The organism is Sphingomonas jinjuensis, from assembly GCF_014197105.1.
GTDB lineage: Bacteria > Pseudomonadota > Alphaproteobacteria > Sphingomonadales > Sphingomonadaceae > Sphingomonas > Sphingomonas jinjuensis.
The window spans coordinates 400,575-406,858 of the sequence record NZ_JACIEV010000004.1; the positions used below are offsets into that span (position 1 = coordinate 400,575).

Genomic DNA, 6,284 nt, shown 5'->3' on the forward strand with positions numbered 1-6,284 from the left:
CATGGTCGGCGACTTAGCGGTAGCGGCCGGGCAGATTGTCGGCGCCGAAACCCCAGAAACGGACGTCGAGCGCCCTGGGCTACGACCCGCGCGAACCCATGCCCCGCTCGCGCCCCCAGATCACCGCGCCGCTGCGCCGATTGACGCCCAGCTTGGCGTAGATCCGGGCGACATGATTGCGAACCGTGTTCCTCGACACGTTCAGGCGCGCGGCGATCGCCGTGTCGTCGAGATCGTCGCAGATGAGCGCGAGGACCTCGCGCTCGCGAGGGCTGAGATCTTCGGCGACCGGCTGTACCGAGGGGCGGCGGAGGGTGGCCAGCTTGTCGAGGATGGATCGGCTCAACCAGGTGGCATCCTGCATCACCCCGTCGATAGCCTGCGCCAGCTCGAGTTCGTCGCGCCGCCGCTCGGTAACGTCCTGATACGCCCATAGCACGCAGTCGACGCCATCGATGTCGATCGCCTCTGCCGAGACGATGCAGTCGACCCATTCGCCGCCACGGGTCCGCAACCTGGCCTCGCCATCGCGGAGCGTGCCGTGCTCCTCCACGATCCGCTCGGCTGCCGCGAGTTCCGCCCGATCTTCCCATGGGGTCGAGCCGTCGGATGCCGACGACGGGGTGTGGTAGCCGGTCATCGCCCGGAACGCCGCGTTGACGCGGGAAATGGCGAAGTCGCGGCCCTGCGTGACCGCCATCGCCACCGGCGCCATCTCGAACACCGCCAGCAAATGCCGCTCGCTCGCGGCGAGGGCATCCTGCGCCTGGCGACGCGGTTCGAGATCGGCGAAGGTCAGCAGCAGCGCATCGTCCTTCGTCACGTCGATCGGTTGCCCGGCGAACAGCGCCAGCCGCCGCGAACCGTCGGCCACCAGCAGTTCGCACTCCGTCTGGGGGACGACCCGTCCCTGCTGGATCAGTCGCTTGATCTCGATCGAACGCTGCATTCCGCCCAGCAGGTCCAGGCCGAACAGCGGTTTGTCTATCAGATCGGTTTCCGCGAAGCCGGTCAGCGCCAGAAAGCCGGGGTTGACCCGGATCAGGCGCAGGTCGCTGAGCCGCACGACGAGCGCAGGCGCTGGGTTCGCCTGGAACATCGCGTTGAAGCGCGCCTCGGCGTCGAACCGGGCCGAGACGTCGGACAGTACCAGTGCGAGATAGTCCGCCTCACCGCCGTCGACGTCCATCGTGACGTCGCGGACCTCATGAACCCAGCGCGCCTGATCCTCGCCGGACGGCATGACCTGTACAACTTCATCCAGGAACGGCTCGCCCGCGAGCAGCCGGAACAGCGGATAGTCGCGGCGCCTTAACGGTTGCCCCGTGGCCGAGAGCAGCGTGAAGCGCTCCGCATAGGCTTCGACCGTCTCGCCAAGGTCCTCCAGCCGTTCCAGCCCGTGCATGTGCAGCGCCGCCGCATTGGCGTTGAGGATCATCCCCGTGGGATCAAGCACGATGACGCCGTCGAGCAACTGCGCCATCAACTGGTCGAGGTGGCGAAGCGTAGGCGATGGCGCTGGCATGAGCGTGAAACCGCTCGGACGGCATGCCCGTTCCCGTCGCTGCACTATGCCGCATAGTGCCCGAGCACCAACGGGCCCGCCCCGCCGGCGGTGGCCGATCTGAACATCACCGACGTCCGGTCCGTTGAGCCCGTCACTATCCAATGATGTGAAGGAACGACCATGGGACTCATTGTACTTCTTGTCGTCGGCGGGCTGATCGGCTGGGTGGCGAGCCTGATCATGCGGACCGACGGGCAGCAGGGCATCTTCCTCAACATCGTCGTCGGCATCGTCGGCGCGGCGTTGGCGGGGTTCCTGATCACGCCGCTGATCGGCGGCGCACCCATCACCACCGGTGTTATCAGCATTCAGTCGGTGCTGGTGTCGCTGGTCGGCGCGGTCGCGCTGCTGGCGATCATCAACCTCTTTCGCCGCGGCACGGTTCGGTGACCGGACCTTCCGCGACCGGAGGGGTGCGGACGGGGCAGGCCAGTCGGTTGAGCCTGCCCCGATACCCGATCGCGGCCTGAGGCCGGCCAAGCGGCCACGGCCGCGACGCACGGACCCCGATACCAACCATCCCCCCAACACGAGCTTCAGGAGAGCTGCCATGCTTCGATATCTAATGGCCATCCCGGCCCTTGCCCTGCTGGGCGTCGGCGCGTCTGCGCAGACGCAGGCGGGATCGCACAATCCCGTGGTGAAGAACGGCGCACCGCATCAGGTCGCCGCTCCCGCCAAGGGCGCCAATTCCTTCACCGAAGACCAGGCACGCGGCCGCTTCACCAAGGCGGGCTATACCGTCGCGTCCAAGCTGACCAAGCAGGACGGCCTCTGGCAGGGCGCGGCAACCAAGGGCGGCAAGCGGATGACGGTCATGCTCGACTACAAGGGCAACATCACCACCCGCTGAACTGACGTTGCAGGAGAAAGATCATGTCGAAGACCATAACGCGACTGTTCGACGATTATAACGATGCCGCCACCGCCGTGCGCGATCTTGAACAGCTCGGCATCGCGCGCGACGATCTGAGCATCGTGGCGAGCAATGCCGAGGGGCGTCACGCGGATGGCGTCGCGGGCGATCACGACGGCGTCAACGACCACGGCGATGTCAGCCGGGGCGTATCCACCGGCGCGATGCTCGGCGGGGCCGGGGGGCTGCTTGCAGGGCTGGGGTTGCTCGCGATCCCGGGGCTCGGCCCCATCGTCGCCGCAGGCTGGCTGGCGGCAACGGCGGCCGGCGCCGGCATCGGCGCGGCGGGTGGCGCGGCAACCGGCGGTATCGTCGGCGCGCTGAAGGACGCGGGGCATGACGAGAACGATGCCCATGTCTATGCCGAAGGCGTCCGTCGCGGCGGTTCGTTGGTCAGCGCGAAGGTGCCGGATCATCAGGTGACGGAGGCGGAAGCCGTACTGGACCGCCATCGCTCGGTCTCGGCGGCGACGCGCGGCGCCAGCTATCGCGACAGTGGCTGGACGTCGTTCGATCCCGACGCCGAAGTCTATTCGCCCGATCAGGCGCGCGACGAGCGTGCCCGCTACGCGCAACCGTCGACCTACTGACGGCGTCTCTGCTCCCGTCCATCGTGACGGGAGCAGAGGTTTGCGGATCCTTGCCGATCCAATGGTCCCGCTGCTCAGCGCAGCAGGTTCGTCTTCGCCAGTTCGAGCACCTCATCGCCCCTGCCCGAGATGATGGCCTTCATCATGTACAGGCTGAACCCCTTCGCCTGCTCGAGGCCGATCGCGGGCGGGATCGACAATTCCTGGGTCGCGGTCACGACATCGACCAGCGCCGGCCCGGGATGGGCAAACGCCTCGCGCAATGCGCCATCAAGCGCGTCGGAGCTTTCGACGCGGATGCCCTTCAGCCCGGCGATGTTGGCGATGCTGGCGAAGTCCGGGTTCTTCAGATCGACGTTGGTGTCGACGTAACCGCCAGCCTTCATCTCCATCGCGACATAGCCGAGCGTGCCGTTGTTCAGCACGACGATCTTGATCGGCAGATCGAGCTGCACCGCCGACAGCATATCGCCCATCAACATCGTGAAGCCGCCATCCCCCGACAGCGACACGACCTGCCGGCCGGGACAGGCCGCCTGCGCGCCCAGCGCCTGCGGCATCGCGTTCGCCATCGAGCCGTGGTTGAACGATCCGATGATGCGGCGGCGACCGTTGGTCATGAAATAGCGCGCCGCCCAGATCACGGGAGTGCCGACGTCCGCCGTGAGGATGGCGTCGTCGGCAGCGACGTCGTTGAGGACCTTCGCCACGAATTGCGGGTGGAGCGGCTGGCCAGCGGCGCGCGGCGTGGCGAGACCGTCCAGTTTGGCGCGCGCACTCGCATAATGCCGGCGGGCGGCATCGAGAAATCGGTCCGATCGCCCGGGCGACAGCTGCGGTATCAGCGCGGCGATCGTCTCGCCGACATCGCCGAGCACGCCCAGCGTCAGCGGCACGCGCCGCCCCAGCGCCGACGGGTCGCGGTCGACCTGCGCGACCTGGACGCCGCTGGGATAGAAGTTGCGATAGGGAAAATCGGTCCCCAGCATCAGCAGCGTGTCGCAGTCCTTCATCGCATGGTAGCCGGACTCGAAGCCCAGGAAACCGGTCATGCCGACGTCGAACGGGTTGTCCCATTCGAGATATTCCTTGCCGCGATAGGCGTGGACGATCGGAGCGCGAAGTGCATCGGCGAGCGCCACCACATCGTCATGCGCGCCCGCGCACCCCGACCCGCACAGCATGGTGATCGTCTTCGATCCGTTCAGCAGCGCCGCCAGCTTCTCCACTTCCCCCGCGTCTGGAACCAGTCGGGCCGGCGCCGGAGGCGCGAAGGCGATCGGCGTGTCCTTCGGAACCTCCAGCAGCGAGACGTCGCCGGGGACGACCAGCACGGCGACGCCGCGCTGCCCGATGGCGGTCCGCATGGCGCGGTGCAGCAGTTCGGGCATCTGGCCCGGACTCGTCACCATCTCGCAGAAATGGCTGCATTCGCGAAACAGCTCGGTGGGGTGGGTTTCCTGAAAATAGCTCAGGCCGATTTCGGTCGAGGGAATGTGACTGACGATCGCCAGCACCGGGACACGGCTGCGATGGCAGTCGTAGAGACCGTTGATCAGGTGGAGATGTCCCGGGCCGCAGCTTCCCGCGCATACCGCAAGCTTGCCCGACGCGGCGGCCTCTGCACCCGCGGCAAACGCGCCGGCCTCTTCATGGCGGACATGCATCCACTCGATCGTGCCGAGGCGACGCAAGCTGTCGTTGATCGCGTTGAGGCTGTCGCCGGTCACGCCCCAGATGCGCTCCACGCCGGCGTCGGCGAGGGTTGCGGTGAGCAGGTCGGCGATCGTCATTGCCATCACGTGTTCCATCGTACGGAGGAGCGGCATGCGCCGAACGGCCGACGCACCTGCCGCCCCAACGCACGACGCCTATCGGCGTCGCATGATCGTGGCCGATCGGCCGCGCCTACTGATGGCGAAGGGTGTTTTCGAAGCCCTCGTTCGCCTTCGTCATCTTGGCCAGCTTGCGCAGATACGCGCGAACGTTCCGCTCGAAGCGGACATCGTCGTGGAGGCCGGTCGCGGGGTATTCTTCCTGGCCGATCAACTGCTTGATGCGGGCAGCGAAGGCCGCCTGATCGTTCGTGCAGTCGGCGCCCATCAGCGCGCGACATGCCCACTCCTCGGCTGCAGCCTTGTCGAAATCGTCGCGCGCGTCATAGCCGCGCCGATCCGCCACCGCCTGATCCAGCCGCGACGCCGCGTAGCGGCGCTCCAGCCACTGGCGGACCAAGTCCGCATCCCACGCTCTCGCCGACGTCGTCATCGTTCTTTCCATAGGAGGCGGCGGATCGGTTCGCTACACCCGGCGCCGATGGAGGCACCAGGAAGCGTTATGGCGAGACGTTCGAAGCACGATCCCTACGATCACCTTCCCCAGGCAGAAGACGCCCCGCCGCCGGTGCCATGCTGGTTGTGCGGCCGACCCACTGGCAAGACGATCGTCTGGCATCATCCAGTGCCCAAGAGTCGCGGCGGCCGCGACGTCGTCCCGATGCACCCGATCTGCCAGCAGACCCTGGTCGCCAATTTCACCAATTCGGAATTGCAACGGTACGGGATGGACGTGACGGGCCTGCTGAACAATCCCAATGTGCGAAAGTTCGTGGATTGGGTGGCGAAGAAGGATCCGGACTTTACCGCGACAATCACGAAGAAGCAGCGCTGAACGGCGCTGCTCCGGTCCGGACGGGACGGTCGGAACGGTGCTGTCAGTCTAACGCGAGCCGCTCTCTCCATGATGCCGATCGGTCTTTGGAAGCCGCAGCCTGGCTTGCGAGCTCCTGCCACTCCGCCGAGACCGGACTGGCTACTGAGCCAGTTTCATCGCCGTGCCGCTGAGGTAACTCGTGTCTCAAGGGGAAGCGTCTGACCTGCTCCCCGTTTTCAGGCCGCTGATAAGTTAGCTTCGGTGTCCTTATGCCCTTGTCGGGGGCGGTTGGTGAACTCGGCGGGCGCCATGCCGCCGAGGCTGCTGTGCGGACGCACGGTGTTGTAGTCCGTCCGCCATGCCTCGATGATCCGTCTCGCCGCAGCCAGCGGGGGGAAGAGATGCTCGTTCAGGCACTCGTCGCGCAAGCGACCATTGAACGATTCCACGAAGCCGTTCTGCTGCGGCTTGCCCGGAGCGATGTAATGCCATTCGACCCCGGTGTCTTGGCACCAAGCCAGAATGGCATGACTGGTCAGTTCGGTTCCGTTGTCGCTGA

Annotated in this window: 8 protein-coding genes; 4 read left to right on the forward strand and 4 right to left on the reverse strand. The window is 66.4% G+C overall.

Annotated features, from left to right (window positions below; all coding sequences use genetic code 11):
* Positions 1-79 precede the first annotated feature (79 nt).
* Positions 80-1,525, reverse strand: a complete 1,446-nt coding sequence (locus GGQ80_RS09380) for a helix-turn-helix transcriptional regulator (protein WP_183984036.1) — start codon at positions 1,523-1,525, stop codon at positions 80-82.
* A 162-nt stretch (positions 1,526-1,687) separates the two neighbouring features.
* Between GGQ80_RS09380 and GGQ80_RS09385 the strand changes: the two genes are divergently transcribed.
* The 3 genes from GGQ80_RS09385 to GGQ80_RS09395 all read left to right on the forward strand — a co-directional run bounded on the left by GGQ80_RS09385 (position 1,688) and on the right by GGQ80_RS09395 (position 3,073).
* Positions 1,688-1,957, forward strand: coding sequence for a GlsB/YeaQ/YmgE family stress response membrane protein (locus GGQ80_RS09385; RefSeq protein ID WP_183984038.1), 270 nt, complete (start codon positions 1,688-1,690; stop codon positions 1,955-1,957).
* A gap of 160 nt (positions 1,958-2,117) precedes the next feature.
* Positions 2,118-2,420, forward strand: coding sequence for a hypothetical protein (locus GGQ80_RS09390; protein ID WP_183984040.1), 303 nt, complete (start codon positions 2,118-2,120; stop codon positions 2,418-2,420).
* Between the two features lie 23 nt (positions 2,421-2,443).
* A complete protein-coding gene (locus tag GGQ80_RS09395) occupies positions 2,444-3,073 on the forward strand; it encodes a hypothetical protein (protein ID WP_183984042.1) in 630 nt (209 codons plus the stop codon).
* Positions 3,074-3,147: 74 nt separating this feature from the next.
* On the opposite strand, the gene poxB is transcribed toward GGQ80_RS09395, so the two are convergent.
* Both poxB and GGQ80_RS09405 read right to left on the reverse strand, forming a co-directional pair.
* Positions 3,148-4,866 (reverse strand): ubiquinone-dependent pyruvate dehydrogenase, encoded by a 1,719-nt coding sequence (gene poxB / locus GGQ80_RS09400; protein ID WP_343050984.1) that lies wholly within the window; start codon positions 4,864-4,866, stop codon positions 3,148-3,150.
* Positions 4,867-4,981: 115 nt separating this feature from the next.
* Positions 4,982-5,341: a hypothetical protein gene (locus GGQ80_RS09405; RefSeq protein ID WP_183984046.1), complete on the reverse strand. Its 360-nt coding sequence runs from the start codon at positions 5,339-5,341 to the stop codon at positions 4,982-4,984.
* Positions 5,342-5,410: 69 nt separating this feature from the next.
* Between GGQ80_RS09405 and GGQ80_RS09410 the strand changes: the two genes are divergently transcribed.
* Positions 5,411-5,743, forward strand: coding sequence for a hypothetical protein (locus GGQ80_RS09410; RefSeq protein WP_183984047.1), 333 nt, complete (start codon positions 5,411-5,413; stop codon positions 5,741-5,743).
* Between the two features lie 218 nt (positions 5,744-5,961).
* On the opposite strand, the gene GGQ80_RS09415 is transcribed toward GGQ80_RS09410, so the two are convergent.
* On the reverse strand, positions 5,962-6,284 hold a 323-nt coding region (locus tag GGQ80_RS09415), incomplete at its 5' end, for an integrase core domain-containing protein (protein WP_246346967.1).